Below are 13,292 nucleotides of genomic sequence, written 5' to 3'. Positions count from 1 at the left end.
TCGGTACCAATTGGACCAAAGGCAGTGCCTTAAAGAAGTTGTTGGATGGGATGCAACAGCTAATTAAGACACAGCCCTTTTTTTTGCCTGAATGCCCGCAAGCACCACCCCACGTAGCCACCAACATTGCTGCTAAATGCAGCAACAGCAGTTAGCCCCATTGGCCTCGGCGCCAATCTAAGCGCGTACCATTCTATCCACAGCCTCGGCCGACCATCACCCTCAGCAGAATTGGCGGCATATCATAAAAAAAGCCGAGCTTTACGCTCGGCCTTGTCGGGTTTATGTGACAACTTGATCAGGAATTGGCTGTCACTGCTGTTTTTAACAGCGGTTAATAATCGCCATTTTTTCAGGCAGTTAAGACCCGATTACCGGACTTTCAACAGCCTTTTCCACAGATTCTGTGGATAACCTAAGTTGTCCACTGGGCTTAGGCTGTCTCGTTGCTCAACCCTTTTAACACCAGCTCACGGTAACTCACAACCCCAACCACATCGCCGTCATCCACAACTGGGGCAATGCTCAAGCCAAAGCGTTCAAACAAGCGGGTGCAGTAACGGATGTCCATATTTGGTGCTACAGAAATCACCGGCTTAGCCATGATTTCATATAGATTAACCCGATCCGGCGCCCGCCCCTTTGCCAATACCTGCTTACCAATATCCGACAGCAGCACCAGCCCGTGTTCGTCATTATCGTCACGCTTATTGATGATCAACGCATCAACATGCTGGCTCTGGATCTGCGCTAACCCTTCGGCGATGGTGTTTAAGCCATCCACCGCTATCCAGTTTTGCGTCATCACTTGGCGTACGGCCACACGTTGTTTGCTCATAATTCCTGTTCCACTTTGCTGCTGATTGATTGAATTTGGTGTGCCACGCCCACCGCGTCTTCCACGTCGATCTGCAGGGCAATGCCGCTGCCAGGGCTGCTATCAAATTCGCCCACTTCAGCAAGGGTTTCTAACACTTCTCGCGCCATGTGTTCTTCCACTACAAACAACAGCACATCGCGCTGCGCTTCTAGGGTTAACCCCAAAAAGGTTTTCTTCGGCTTAAGGCCTTCGCCTTGGGCGTGGTTAATCAAGGTTACCCCAGTGGCACCCGCATCGCGTGCGGCGTGAACCAGGTCTTGGGATTGCCGGTCATCAACAAAGGCAATAATCAGTTTGAAGCGCATTGCTCACCTCGAGACTCTTGACGACGTGTCTGCCACGCCGATAACTGGGCGTAGCCCATTACAGTAATGATTGGAAATAAACTGGCGAAAGCGATTAAGCCAAACCCATCAAGCAGTGGGCTACGGCCTGGGATCACCGTGGCTAAGCCTAAGCCCAATGCTGCCACCAGTGGCACCGTTACGGTAGAGGTTGTTACGCCACCGCTGTCGTACGCCAAGGGGATGATCATTTTCGGCGCAAATTGGGTTTGCACCACCACCACAAAATAACCCGATAAGATGTACCAGTGCAGCGGATCGCCCACCACGATGCGATAAGCACCTAAGGAGATCCCACACGCAACCCCAATGGCAACCGCAATCCGCAGCCCCCAAGGTTTGATGCCGCCGGCGCTCACTTCTGCCGCCTTAATGGCGACCGCAATCAGTGATGGCTCGGCAATGGTGGTGGCAAAACCAATGGCAAAGGCAAACAGATACACCCAATAATAATGCCACCACTGGGCGTTATCGGTGATCCCCAGAAACTCCGGCGCCGTCAGCTGGCTGGCCATCATCTCGCCTAATGGAAACAGCGCTTTTTCTAGCCCGACCAAAAACAGCGTTAAGCCAACAATAACGCAACCCAACCCCAGCAGTTTTTGCCCAAGTTCAGGCAGCCGTTGGCGCAAAACTAGATATTGAAAGCCAAACAACACCGCAATAATGGGCACAACGTCGGCTCCGGTCGCCAGCAGGGTGAAAAACAGCTCGGTGATCAGTTCCATGTTGTGATAATCCCAAACAGCAGCACAAAGATGATCGGCATCAACGAGGCAAACGCGATTAAGCCAAAGCCATCCAACATCGGATTGCGGCCTGCAATACTGGATGCTAAACCAACCCCAAGTGCGGTCACCAGTGGCACCGTAATGGTTGAGGTGGTCACCCCGCCACTGTCGTAGGCGATGCCGATGATCTCCGGCGGCGCAAACATGGTTAATGCCATCACAATCAAGTAGCCGGCAATAATGATGTTGGCCAACGACCAGCCAAACAGGATCCGCAGTACCCCCAGCAAGATGGCGCAACCAACCGAAAAGGCCACCACCATGCGCAGATCGTCAGCGTAAGCTTGTTGGGCTAACTCGGTTGCAGCAATGGCACCGGCTCCGGCGGCCACTTCTGCGGCTTCTGCCGCCACCGCAATCAAGGCGGGCTCAGCCACGGTGGTGCCAAACCCCAGCAAGAAGGCGAAGCTCAGCAGCCAGAATAACGAACCTTTTCGAGCAAAGGCTTTGGCGAGGGCTTCGCCGATAGGAAACAACGCCAGTTCTAACCCAAAAATGAACAGGGTTAACCCCAGCACCACAAACACCATTCCCAGCAAAATATTGCCAACACCGGGTAACGGCTGACCAAGAACCACAAATTGGAAAAACGCCACCACGAGCACGATGGGCATCAAATCGCGGCAACTGTCCTTAAAGGTTTGGATAATTTTTAACGACTTCAACACTTCCCTGCCACGTCATCTAAATTGGTACAGCCATTAAAACACATCACTGATTCACCTTTTGCTGATCTTGATCAACAATCTTCCGCTTGCACTGTGGCAACAGCACTGCATACTGAATGCAGGCTAAAACAGGAAGTAATATCGTGAAACGCTTAGCATTTATAGCATTGTTTTCGTTAAGTTTTTTAACTGGATGTTTTGAAAATGAAGAGGTTGTGGCGCCAGAGCAAGTGGCCTTAACGTTTTTCGAAGCCATCTACATCAATAATGCCCCAGATCTCGCCAGAACACTGGTTTCTGAAGAGATCGGCGATGTGTTGCAACACTACCGTGTTGCCAGCCAGATCCAGCGCAATGTGTTTGGCCTACCACTGAGTAATGTTCGCATTGGCATTGCCGACGTCGACGCCGACTTTTTCCGGCGTAAAAATGCCGCCATCAATGTGTTGATCCAGCTTGAAGGCTACCAAGGCGAGCGGTTAATTCGCGAAGACCGCCGCGTTAAACTGGTGAACCGCAACAATGAATGGATCATCATCAAACTGTACGACGATCCATTCACCACCAACGGTTAAAGCTAGCCGCCTATCGCGATCCCTTCGCGGCGCGGATCCGCCGCGCCTTGCCAGCCGTTGTCGGTACGCTTAATCACCTGTACGCCGCTATTGAGCGGCGCCACCTTCACTTTGTAACCGCGCAATTCAAACGCCGCTTTGCGCTGCTCTAACTCCGTGCCCTGTTCCAGCAGCAAGTAATCGTTACGATGGCTAACCCGTGGCAGTGCCACCGCTTGGTTCAGTGGCAATTGCCAATCCAACAACGACAGGGTGACTTGGCTGACGTAGTTGATGATGCGGCTGCCACCTGGAGAGCCGAGCGCCAATAACGGTTGGCCGTTATCATCTAATACGATGGTCGGCGCCATCGACGAACGCGGGCGCTTGCCCCCTTCAACGCGGTTCGCCGCCAACTGCTTGCCCTTGCCCGGATGACGGGAAAAGTCGGTCAGTTCGTTATTCAGCAAAAAGCCCCCCACCATCACGGTAGAGCCAAAGCCCATCTCAATTGAGGCGGTTAAGCTCAGCAGGTTACCCTCTTTATCGGCCATCACCATATGGCTGGTGGACGGTAAGGCCGCGGTGGCGTCAGCGCCATGGCCTAAGTTAAATTCACCGTGACTGACCTTACCCGCATCCTTGGCGACGGGGATCTCGGCGCTGCGCTTGGCTAAGTAATCCTGGTTGAGCAGCTGCGCCAGTGGCACCTCAACAAAATCCGGATCAGCCAAGTAGTGAGCGCGATCGGCGTAAGCGATGCGCGATGCTTGTGCATAGTGATGGATAAACTTATCGCCGTTAACCGCCATCTTATCGATGGCAAAGGGTTCCAGCAGCGACAGAATTTGCCCAACCGCCACGGCGCCGGAACTTGGCGGCCCCATGCCACACACTTGCTTGCCGCGGTAAGGCTGGCACAGTGGTTCACGCCACTTGGGTTGGTAAGCCGCTAAGTCGGCTTCGGTGAGTAAACCGGGGTGATCTGGATCTTGTTGCACCGCCGCAACAATTTGCTTTGCCAGTTTACCCTGATAAAAGGCCACGGGGCCCTGCTCAGCAATGGCGGTTAAGGTCGCCGCGAGCTCGGGATTATCACGGCGATCGCCCGCCTGCAGCCACTCATCTTCTGGGGCGAAGTAATCCGCCGCCGCCCCATCACGATTCAGGCCGGGGTTAAATTCCCTATCCAGTAAGGCCGCCAGTCGAGGGGAAACGATAAAGCCCTGTTGGGCCAACGCAATGGCATCGTCAAACAGGGTTGACCACGGCAATTTGCCATAACGCTGATGGGCAGCGTACATGCCCGCGACGACGCCGGGCACACCAACAGAGTGGCCACCAACAACGGCATCAGCAAAACGCATCGGCTTGTCGCCACGCATAAACAGATCCGGCTGCGCCGCCATTGGCGCGGTTTCGCGGCCATCAAGGCTCACCAATTGCTGTTTGCTGGCGTCCCAATAAACCATAAAGAAACCACCGCCGATGCCGCTGGATTGCGGCTCGGTTAGGGTCAGCATCATTTGCGCAGCGATGGCGGCATCCACGGCGCTGCCACCTCGAGCCAGGATCTTAGCTGCCGCCTTAGTCGCGTACGGATTGGCCGTGGCCGCCATGGTGTTTGTGCCACTGGCCATCTTTTGCAGGGCAAAGCCGGTGGCTGCCTCAGGTTCCGCCTCTTCGGTCGCGACAGCGGACATTGCGGTAAAACCACAGCACAGCGCCAACGCCTTGAATCCAATCCGCATTTATCTATCCCATAAAATTTAGAAGGGTTAGTGTGTTAAATGACGGCCAGAGGCGCAAGCCCAAAACAAAACAGCGGCCTTAGACAATAGGTCTAAGGCCGCTGTTGTTGGATGACGAGGAGGTCTCAATCCAAATAGGCATCTTCGTCCAGTTCAATCGGCAGCTCTTCCGCTACTTCATCTTGAACTTGGTAATACGCATCCTGATATTCGTTCGCTTCCATTTGGTCACCTCTATTGGACAATCTGTGGCCAATCCACCGCTGCAGTATAATTGCCACCCAGCACCAACGCCACTATCTTATTGTTTTTATTGATAATTGTTGTTTATTTTCAATCTCTATTATGCAAGTTATTGTTTTTCTGACAGGCCAATCGATTTTTTTTGTAATTGAACAACAACTTTTATGCCTAAAGCGAATAAAAAACAGCCTGACAGACAAAATCATTCCATCAACACGCTGCATTTTTGCTGTGCTTAACACTTAATCAAGAGGTGCCGCATGAACAACATCGTAGAATTTGAAGCCGCGTTGATGATGGCGTTGCAACAAGAGGAGCCGCTTAAGCTGCGGCTAACACTGGAAGGCATGGGCATGCCGGTTGATGCTCAAGATACGGTGATCCGCGCCAGCAGTGAACTGGCCGCGGATGATTTTCGTGGCATCGCTCGGGTGATAGAGCGGCACGGGCTCAGCCCCACCGCAGAACAGTGGCTACGCTAACAAACGGTAACGCATTACTTTCAGTCCCTTATCAATATCCACTTCAGGGAAGCTAGCAGGGTTGGCGATCTGCTCGATAAACTGCAACTGCGGCGCGCATTCGCTTACCTGCCCCATTAAGTGGGCTCGGCTTAGCTCTGGCGCGTTCAAACACAGCAACGCTTCGCCGCCGTCATTAAGCATCTCAGGCAGGCGGCGCAACAAGCGGGGGTAATCTTTGGTGGCGATAAAGCTGCCTTGCTGAAAGCTTGGTGGATCCACCACCACTAAATCAAAGGGACCCAATTTCTTCAGCTTGCCAAAGGTTTTAAACAGATCGTGGCCAAGGTAGCGCACGCCCTTATCAAACCCATTACGGCTGTGGTTCCGCTTACCTTGAGCCAGTGCCGGTTTACTCATGTCTAAGTTAACCACTTCACTGGCGCCGCCGGCGCAGGCGTACACCGAAAAGCCGCAGGTATAGGCAAACAGGTTCAGGACTTTTTTCCCTTGCGACTGTTGCTGCACCCAACGGCGACCATTCAGCATGTCTAAAAACAGGCCGTGATTTTGGCCTCGCATCAAATTCAGTTCAAACCACAGACCCGATTCTTGCGCCCAGTGCGTTGCCGGTGGCGCGACGCCAATGGATTCAGTCTGGGCTGGGCTAACGCTGCGGTTTTGCCATACAAGACTCAGTGGCTGCTGGCTATGTTGTTGCCACCACTGGGTTACTTGGGCGATTAGGCCCTGCTTTTGCTCTGGGTTCACCGCACTAAATTGGGTTAGCAGCAGCGAAGGGGGCAACCAGTCGAGGGTGATCCCCTCGAGGCCAGGAAAACAGTGGCCGCGACCATGGAATAGGCGCGCGCACTCCTCTGCCGGTAACGACGTTGGCAGATGGGGCAGCAATTGCATTAGTTTGGATCCTTATCGGTGGGGGCGAACGATTGCCCTTGCATCGGCTGAGACACAATTTGTGGCTCACCCTCTAATAATACCGCAAGCCAACGGCCATCATCAGAGGATTCCAGCGCAATTTTAACGATCATCGTTAATGGCACCGACAGCAACATGCCAACCGATCCCAGCAACCAGCCCCAGAAGATCAACGACAGGAACACCACCAAGGTCGACAGCCCTAAAGTGCGGCCCATCATTCTGGGTTCAACCACATTGCCCATCACCATATTGGAGCCCACATACACCGCCGCCGTTGCCGCAGCACCGCCAACCCCAAACTGCAAAAACGCCAACGCCACCGCCGGTACCGCCGCAATAATGGAGCCAATGTTGGGGATGTAGTTAAACAGAAACGCCACCAGCCCCCACAACAGGAAGTAATCGACGCCAATAATGAACAGCCCCACCCCAACCACAATGCCGGTAAACAGGCTGACTAAGGTTTTGATGGCCAGATAACGGTTTACCGAGTCGAGGAAGCGATCGATCTGCTGCAATCGCATCTGCGGATCGTCTAACGCAAAGTGTAATTTACGGCTGATCCCAGACGCTTCAAACAACATAAACACCACCGCCAAAACGATCAGCAAGGTGTTTGCCATCAAACCACCTAAACTTGAAAGAATATCAGTGGCTAAGCCCATGATCCGGCCGGGATCAAATTGCTCTTTTACCTGCTCGGTAGACAGGTTGATGTTGAACTGCGCGAGGTACTGCACCAGCGGTTGCAGTTGCTCGGTCAGTTGCTCACGGTAGGTGGGCAATTGGCCGCGAAAATCGGTGATCGAAGCCCCAACTAAGGAGCCAAGCCAAACCCCCAGCAGGATCACAATGGCCATTACCGTGAAGATCGCCAGTGCCCGCGGCAAACGTGCCTTCATCAATAGTTGCACCAATGGGTTGCAAATTATCGATAAGAACATCGCCAGTAAAAACGGCACCATAATGTCGCTGGCTGATTTAATTGCTGCCAGGATGATCACCATGCACGCCATAAAGATAACTGAACGCCACGCCACCGAACCTTGATCAAATCGGTTTATTGCCATTAGTTTATGTCCAAGCCAAAAGGGAATTGATTGATATTATGCAGAAAAATGAAGCCGTTATCCGTATTAAAAATTTACGCCTACGTACCTTCATCGGCATCAACGACGATGAGATCCGCAATAAACAAGATGTGATCATTAACGCCACCATCAGTTACTGCGCCGACAAGGCCCGCAGCAGTGAAAACATCGACGACGCATTAAACTACCGCACCATCTGCAAAAGCATCATTGCCCACGTAGAGCACCAGCGTTTTAGTTTGCTGGAAAAACTCAGCGCCGATGTCTTAGCGCTGTGCTGTGATCACCCTTGGGTGGAAACCGCCACCGTCGAAATCGACAAACCCCATGCACTGCGCTTTGCGGATTCCGTCTCAATGCAGTTAAGCTGGCAAAAAAGCTAGCAAGGAGCTGCCATGCGTATTTTGATCACCGGTGCCACCGGCTTTATCGGCAAAGCCTTGGTGCCCCATTTAACCGAGCATCGCCTCACGGTGCTAAGCCGCAATCCCAACCGTGCCGAGCACCAACTGGGAAGCCAACACCGTTATCTCGGCAGCTTAGATGGCTTAAACTCCTTAGCCGAATTTGATGCGGTGATCAACCTGGCGGGCGAGCCGATTGCCGCCAACCGCTGGGATCGGCAACGCAAACTGCAGATCTGCCACAGCCGCTGGGATCTGACCGAGCAGCTAACCCACCTCTTCTTTGCCGCCGATGAGCGCCCCAAGATCTGGCTGAACGCGTCGGCCATTGGCTACTACGGCCCAAGGAATGCGGCACCGGTGGATGAATCCGCCCCCAGTGGCAACGATTTTGCCGCCTCTGTGTGTCAACGCTGGGAAAGCCTAGCCAACCAAGTCGCCAGCCACACCCGCTTGGCGATCCTCCGTATTGGTCTGGTCATGCATCCCGATGGCGGTGCACTGGCGCGGATGTTGCCCCCGTTTAAGCTCGGCGGCGGTGGCCCCATCGGTAATGGCCAGCAGATGATGAGCTGGATTCACCGTGACGACATGGTTGCGGCCTTGCTGCATCTACTGAACCACAACGATGCCTGCGGCGTATTTAATGCCACCGCCCCGAACCCCGTCAGCAACAAAGTGTTCGTACAGGCTCTGGGCAAGGCACTGCACCGACCCGCAGTGATCCCCGTGCCCGCCACGGCCATTAAGCTGATGTTTGGTGAAATGAGCACCCTGCTGTTAACCGGCCAAGCGGTGCAACCCAAGGCGTTACTCGACAGCGGTTTTAGCTTTGCCTACCCCAGCATCGATGCGTGTTTTCAACAGTTGTTTGCCCACGACTGAATCGGCGCCGGGCTTCGCCGGTGAATGTTAGCCACAAAAAGAGAGAGCCTTGGCTCTCTCTTTTTGTATCCCGTTCCGTTAATGCGCCGCTAATAGCGCCTTACAGTTATTGGCCAGCAAGCGCCGACAAGCAAAGCGACCTAAGCTGCCGATAAACAGGGCACCGGTCAGTGGGATCGCCCACCACCACTGCCAATGGGGCGTTACCACCAATTCAAACAGCTGGGTTTTGATCAACCACAGCAGCAGTTCAGCCACCGCTGTGGCCAGCACACCCGCTACCGCCCCCAGCAGAACAAACTCCCAAGTTACCGCACCGCGAAGTAAGCGACCACTGGCACCAAGCGTACGCATGATGGCCAATTCTTGTTGCCGCGCTGCCATTCCTGCTTCCGTTTGCGCCAGCAACAACAGCGCCGAAGCCGCCGCAACCACCGCAATCACCCACGCAAGCGCCAACGACACCTGATCCACCACTTGCCGCAGTTGATCGATCATCGCCCCTACATCGATCACCGACACCGTAGGGAACTGCCGAACCAGCTCGCCCACCAACTGCGGTTGCTGCTGTGGGTGGTGGAAGCTGGCAATGTAAGTGGGCACAAACTGCGCGAGCAGCTTAGGTGGAAAGATCATGAAAAAATTGGGCTGCATGGTTTCCCAATTCACTTGGCGCAAACTGGTTACGGTAACGCTGAACGTTTGGCCATCAATAACAAAACTCAGCTGATCCCCTAAGCCCACTTGCAAGCGCTCGGCAACGCGGCTTTCCAGTGACACTTCATCTTCCGCATCCGCCGTAAACCATTGTCCAGCCACGATGGGATTATTCGGCGGCAGTTCAGTGCGGAAGGTAAGGTTCAACTCTCGGCCGATCCCTTCGGGAGCTTGCTCCTCGCCCTCTTCCTTGGTAACCGCTTGGCGTACGCCGTCGCCATTGATGGCGCTTAAGCGACCACGGATCACCGGATAGAGATCGGTCGCATCAACCTGTCGCTCGGCCAAAAACTGGCGCATCTGTTGCTGCTGATCATCGGCAATGTTAATTAAGAAGTGATCTGGTGTGCCCTCTGGCAATTGCTGCTGCCAGTCTTGCAGCAGATCTTGGCGCAGTGCCAATACCGTTAGCAGCAGCATCAATGCCACGCTAAAGCCCACCAATTGAATGATATTTTCGCTCGCACGACGGCGCAATCCAGCCAACGCCAGTTGCAACGAGGATCCGGTACGAACCCCCAGCTGCCGCCCCCACGCCAACATGGCGAAGCCAATTAGCCCCAGCACCAACGCCAATACACCGATGGCCACCAGCAGCACCCAAGTCAGGGTAAAGCTGCCGCTGTAGATCCAAGCCAACGCCGCTAACGCTAAGATCGACGCTAAGCCGTTTAACCAACCCGCTAACCCAATCGGGCCAATGTCTTTTCGCAACACCCGCATCGGTGGCACCGACAACAATCGCAACATTGGGTACAGGGTAAAGCCGATGGCGGCGATCACGCCGGTAAATATGCCCAGCAATAACGGCCGTAAACTCGGGGTAAATTGCCCCAACTGCAGCGCCTCTGGCAGCAACTGCATCATTAACAGCGCCGAGCCATAACCCAACACTAAGCCGATGGCGATCCCTACGGCGGTCGTCAGCCCCAAATGCAGTGCAAATATTTCACGGATCTGGCGATGGCTGGCCCCTAATGTTTTGAACATCGCCACCGCATCGTAATGCCGTTGGCAGTAACGACGAGCAGCCACCCCCACCGCAGTACACGCCAGTGCGATCCCCAGCAACGTTGCTAACAGCATAAATTGTTCAGCCCGGCCCAAAGCCCGAGCCAGTGGCGTATCTTGGGTTTTAACGTCGATCCAGCGTTGGCTTGAGCTCAGCTGCGGCTGTAACCACTGGGCAAATTGCGCCAGCGCCGCTTCCTCACCACTGAATTGATACTGCCAGGTTAAGCGGCTACCCGGCTGGATGATCCCCGTTTCAGCCACATCGGCAAAATTCATCAAGACCGTTGGCGCCGAAGCAAACACGTTAAAGCCGCCGTCGGGTAAGCGCGCGAAGCTGGCACCAATGTTAAAGCGCGCATCCCCCAGTTCTGCCACCTGCCCCTGTTGCCCCGCTTGGGTTAACTGGTTAAGACGACTATCAAACCAGACATCACCTATCGCAGGTAACGCGCTGGGCAGCGCAGTTAAGCCTTCGATTTGGCCTTTAAGGGGGTAGCTTTCACTCACCGCCTTTACCGACACCAGTTGCAGCTGTTCACCGACAAACAGCATCGACTGAAACTCCAGAACTTGCGCGCTTTGCAGCTCCAGCTCGGTCGCTTTGCTTAGGATCGACTCATCTATGCGGCTGGGGCTGCGCAGGACGCGATCTGCTGCTAAAAACTTACTGGCTTCGTTCAAAAGCCCCTGTTGCAGGCGTTCACTGACCAGTGCCAAACTGGTTACCGACAACACCGCCAACACCAGCGCTGCCACAATCAGCCGTAGTTGCCCACGAATTAGTTCACGTCGAAACAGCCGCCACGCCAAAGTGCGATGACTCATTGTGCCTCCTGCAGCTGACCCGCCTGCATCTGCAGCTGACGCTGGCAGCGCTGAGCCAAAGCTAAATCGTGGGTCACCAAAACCAAAGTGGTGCCCAGCTCACGGTTGAGGCTGAACAGCAACTCTTCAACCTTGGCGCTGTTGCTGTGATCCAAGTTGCCCGTAGGCTCATCGGCAAACAATATGGTGGGTTTACTGGCAAACGCACGGGCGATCGCCACCCGTTGCTGCTCACCGCCGCTCAGCTGATTAGGAAAATGATCTAAGCGTTGCTCTAAGCCAACACGTTGCAATAGCTGACTGGCTTGTTGGTAGGGATCTTTGCCACCGCTTAGCTCGATTGGCAGCATCACGTTTTCCAATGCCGTAAGGCTATCCACCAACATAAACGATTGAAAAATAAAGCCGACACTTTCGCTACGCAACGCCGCTCGTTGCTCTTCGTCGAGTTGATGCAGCGGTTTGCCCGCCAAAAATATTTCCCCTTCGCTGGCACTGTCTAAACCGGCCAGTAACGCCAACAACGTGGATTTACCTGCACCCGACGAACCGATAATGGCCACGCTCTGCCCCTGTTCAATTTGCATATTAATGCCATCAAGGATTGACAGAGTGCCGTCCAGTGTTGAAACCTTTTGGTTAAGATCCCGTACCACAATGGCGGGGGCGGATTGCGAAGAGGTCATAGTGCGAAAATCCTTATTACTGCTGCTAATGGTGTTTACGGTTGGTGGCGCTTGGGCAAAACCCGTTTCAATTCTTATCTTGGGCGACAGTCTCAGTGCCAGTTATGGCATGGATGAACAAGATGGCTGGGTTGAGATCCTGCAACAACGGCACGATTCCCTAAACATCATCAATGCGTCGGTCAGTGGTGAAACCTCTGGCGGCGCATTACGGCGCTTGCCTTCGCTGCTGGATCACCATCAACCCCAATGGATCTTCATTGAATTGGGTGGCAATGATGGCCTGCGCGGCTTTGCTCCAACCATTACCCAACGTAACCTCGATAAAATAATCAGCCGCAGCCAAGCCAGCGGCAGCCAAGTGTTACTGTCTCAGGTGATGCTACCACCGAATTACGGCCGCCGTTATACCGAGCAATTCGCTCAAGTGTTTCAAACTCTTAATGAACAGCATCAACTCACTCTGGTGCCCTTCTTTATGGAGCCGATTGCACCGCAACCACAACTGATGCAAGCCGATGGGATCCATCCCAATAAACAAGCACAGCCATTGATCGCTGATTTTATGGAGAAGTGGCTGCTGCTGGCCACAGAGTGAACCTGCGGCCACTACTTAACCGAGAATAAATAGCAAAAGGCGATGTTGAGCCGTACTCAACATCGCCTTTTTCTTGGTGCTGGTGCCGCCATGCACCGCTGATGGCGGCCGCGCTACGTTAGCTCAGTACTTTATGTCGGCCCAGTAAGCTGTGCAATCAGCAGTGAAATACGGACGTAATCAGGCTGAGTGTAAGCTGCAGTATTTATTCACGCCGGACTGGACTGAGATCGGTTGCCCATGTCGCTCATTATTCAGATACTAAAAACGAAAAAAGCCACCCGAAGGTGGCTTTCTTGTCAGCAACACGTAATAAGCCTTGCTGAATAAGCACGGCCGTATCGACCAATGCTTATGAATGTGTGGCGTCCCCTAGGGGATTCGAACCCCTGTTACCGCCGTGAAAGGGCGGTGTCCTAGGCCTCTAGACGAAGGGGA

At 53.8% G+C, this 13,292-nt stretch carries 14 protein-coding genes; 5 read left to right on the top strand and 9 right to left on the bottom strand.

Translation table 11 applies throughout. The features are described from left to right. Positions 1-433: 433 nt before the first annotated feature. The 4 genes from Q0796_RS17635 to Q0796_RS17620 are packed head-to-tail and all read right to left on the bottom strand — an operon-like array spanning position 434 to position 2,629. Positions 434-838: a CBS domain-containing protein gene (locus tag Q0796_RS17635; RefSeq protein WP_298445669.1), complete on the bottom strand. Its 405-nt coding sequence runs from the start codon at positions 836-838 to the stop codon at positions 434-436. Then, a complete protein-coding gene (locus Q0796_RS17630) occupies positions 835-1,185 on the bottom strand; it encodes a P-II family nitrogen regulator (protein ID WP_298445666.1) in 351 nt (116 codons plus the stop codon). Before Q0796_RS17630 ends, Q0796_RS17635 begins: the two co-directional genes overlap by 4 nt. After that, complete coding sequence (locus Q0796_RS17625) at positions 1,170-1,952, bottom strand: DUF1538 domain-containing protein (RefSeq protein ID WP_298445663.1); 783 nt, start codon at positions 1,950-1,952, stop codon at positions 1,170-1,172. Before Q0796_RS17625 ends, Q0796_RS17630 begins: the two co-directional genes overlap by 16 nt. After that, positions 1,943-2,629, bottom strand: a complete 687-nt coding sequence (locus tag Q0796_RS17620) for a DUF1538 domain-containing protein (RefSeq protein ID WP_298445660.1) — start codon at positions 2,627-2,629, stop codon at positions 1,943-1,945. Before Q0796_RS17620 ends, Q0796_RS17625 begins: the two co-directional genes overlap by 10 nt. A 269-nt stretch (positions 2,630-2,898) precedes the next feature. Between Q0796_RS17620 and Q0796_RS17615 the strand changes: the two genes are divergently transcribed. After that, a complete protein-coding gene (locus Q0796_RS17615; RefSeq protein ID WP_298445657.1) occupies positions 2,899-3,258 on the top strand; it encodes a hypothetical protein in 360 nt (119 codons plus the stop codon). Between the two features lie 2 nt (positions 3,259-3,260). Here the strand turns inward: Q0796_RS17615 and ggt are convergent, their stop codons facing one another. Next, positions 3,261-4,988, bottom strand: coding sequence for a gamma-glutamyltransferase (gene ggt / locus Q0796_RS17610; RefSeq protein ID WP_298445654.1), 1,728 nt, complete (start codon positions 4,986-4,988; stop codon positions 3,261-3,263). A 503-nt stretch (positions 4,989-5,491) separates the two neighbouring features. Between ggt and Q0796_RS17605 the strand changes: the two genes are divergently transcribed. Continuing rightward, positions 5,492-5,713, top strand: coding sequence for a hypothetical protein (locus Q0796_RS17605; RefSeq protein WP_298445651.1), 222 nt, complete (start codon positions 5,492-5,494; stop codon positions 5,711-5,713). Here the strand turns inward: Q0796_RS17605 and Q0796_RS17600 are convergent. Next, positions 5,705-6,610 carry a class I SAM-dependent methyltransferase gene (locus tag Q0796_RS17600; RefSeq protein WP_298445649.1) on the bottom strand — a complete coding sequence of 302 codons (906 nt, stop codon included), beginning with the start codon at positions 6,608-6,610 and terminating at the stop codon, positions 5,705-5,707. The genes Q0796_RS17605 and Q0796_RS17600 overlap by 9 nt on opposite strands. After that, positions 6,610-7,704 carry an AI-2E family transporter gene (locus Q0796_RS17595; protein ID WP_298445648.1) on the bottom strand — a complete coding sequence of 365 codons (1,095 nt, stop codon included), beginning with the start codon at positions 7,702-7,704 and terminating at the stop codon, positions 6,610-6,612. Before Q0796_RS17595 ends, Q0796_RS17600 begins: the two co-directional genes overlap by 1 nt. A gap of 38 nt (positions 7,705-7,742) precedes the next feature. Here Q0796_RS17595 and folX point away from each other — a divergent pair, with 38 nt between their 5' ends. Beyond that, a complete protein-coding gene (gene folX / locus Q0796_RS17590; protein WP_298445646.1) occupies positions 7,743-8,108 on the top strand; it encodes a dihydroneopterin triphosphate 2'-epimerase in 366 nt (121 codons plus the stop codon). 12 nt (positions 8,109-8,120) lie between these two features. Continuing rightward, a complete protein-coding gene (locus Q0796_RS17585) occupies positions 8,121-9,014 on the top strand; it encodes a TIGR01777 family oxidoreductase (protein ID WP_298445643.1) in 894 nt (297 codons plus the stop codon). 78 nt (positions 9,015-9,092) lie between these two features. Here Q0796_RS17585 and Q0796_RS17580 read toward each other — a convergent pair whose 3' ends face one another. Both Q0796_RS17580 and Q0796_RS17575 read right to left on the bottom strand, forming a co-directional pair. Further along, positions 9,093-11,570: an FtsX-like permease family protein gene (locus Q0796_RS17580; protein WP_298445641.1), complete on the bottom strand. Its 2,478-nt coding sequence runs from the start codon at positions 11,568-11,570 to the stop codon at positions 9,093-9,095. Continuing rightward, positions 11,567-12,256, bottom strand: coding sequence for an ABC transporter ATP-binding protein (locus Q0796_RS17575; RefSeq protein ID WP_298445638.1), 690 nt, complete (start codon positions 12,254-12,256; stop codon positions 11,567-11,569). The genes Q0796_RS17580 and Q0796_RS17575 overlap by 4 nt, the downstream gene beginning before the upstream one ends. Positions 12,257-12,284: 28 nt before the next feature. Between Q0796_RS17575 and Q0796_RS17570 the strand changes: the two genes are divergently transcribed. Then, entirely contained in the window at positions 12,285-12,854 is a 570-nt protein-coding gene (locus tag Q0796_RS17570; protein ID WP_298445672.1) for an arylesterase, read from the top strand. Positions 12,855-13,292 lie beyond the last annotated feature (438 nt).

The sequence above is a fragment of the uncultured Ferrimonas sp. genome (assembly GCF_947489035.1).
Lineage (GTDB): Bacteria > Pseudomonadota > Gammaproteobacteria > Enterobacterales > Shewanellaceae > Ferrimonas.
This window is presented reverse-complemented; position numbering and strand designations above follow the sequence as displayed.